This is a genomic window from Pseudooceanicola lipolyticus, assembly GCF_002786325.1.
Taxonomy (GTDB): domain Bacteria; phylum Pseudomonadota; class Alphaproteobacteria; order Rhodobacterales; family Rhodobacteraceae; genus Pseudooceanicola_C; species Pseudooceanicola_C lipolyticus.
This window is the reverse complement of sequence record NZ_PGTB01000372.1, coordinates 1-1070: the sequence shown is the minus strand read 5'-3', so window position 1 is coordinate 1070 and position 1070 is coordinate 1. Positions and strand designations below refer to the sequence as shown.

The following is a 1070-nucleotide window of genomic DNA, read 5'->3' as shown; positions in this document are numbered from 1 at the left end:
CGCCGCCCAGCGGCGCCACCGTGACCGCCCCCTGGGTATCGCCAAAGGCCACTGCGCCCTCGGCCAGCGCCAGTCCCTTGGCCTTTTCTCCCGCGGCGACGGTATGGCGCGTCGACAGGCCCGCCCCCGGCCCGATCCGCCAGAACCGCAACTGCTGATCGGCGCCCAGGGTCACCGCGTTGCGGCGGTCGGGCGCCAGAGCGATATCGAGGATCGGCCGCGAATGCCCATGCGGCGACCGCCCGGCCAGCTGCCCCTGGGTGGTGTCCCAGATCAACAGCGACCCATCAGTCGCCCCGCCGACAAGATCGCGCCCCTGCGGCATGAAGGCCGCCGCGCCGATCAGTTCATCGGGCGGGAACATATGGCCGATCTTCTCGTCGGTGCCCAGATCGACAAGCGCCGAGCTGCCATCGCTGCTGGCGGTAGCCAGCAACGCACCGTCGGCGCTGAAGGACAGGCCCCAGATGTCGCTGGTATGCAGCGTGGTGATCGGTTCGAACAGCTCGTTGCCCTCGGGAAAACTCCAGCCGCGCAGCACCCCCGCGCCATTGCCGGCGGCGATCATCCGGCCGTCCGGTTTGAAGGCGACGCTGGTGAAATCGCCCACCCGCTGGGCCAGCACCCGGCCCTCGCCGTCGACCTGATCGACCGGCCAGATGCGCAGGCGGCCATCCTCGCCCGCCGTGGCGATCACCGGCTCTTGCGGGTGAAAGGCCAGCCGCCACAGCACGTCCTTGGTCGTGCCCAGCTGGCGCTGCGCCTCGGGAAAACCATCGGCAAAGGGCCACAGCATCAGCTGCCCCTTGTCGCCCACCGCGGCAAAGGCGCTGCCATCGGGTGCAAAGGCGATGTCCTGCACCCCGCCAGAGCCGCCCTGCAAAGTCTCGCCGATCTGCTGGCGCGTCGCACTGTCGATCACCCGCACGGTGCCGTCGCGGCCGCCGGTCACCACAAAGCCGGAATCCGGCGATATCGCCAGCGCCAGTGCATCGCCGGCCGGAACCGGCGCCCCCACCGGCACCGGCGCCCCCGCCGCCAGCACCACCCGCGCCTGGATCAGCGCCGCG

Annotated in this window: 1 protein-coding gene; it reads right to left on the bottom strand. The window is 70.9% G+C overall.

Annotated features, from left to right (window positions below):
- The coding region (locus CVM52_RS26010; protein ID WP_133120016.1) for a WD40 repeat domain-containing protein at nucleotides 1-1070 on the bottom strand (1070 nt) is incomplete at both ends.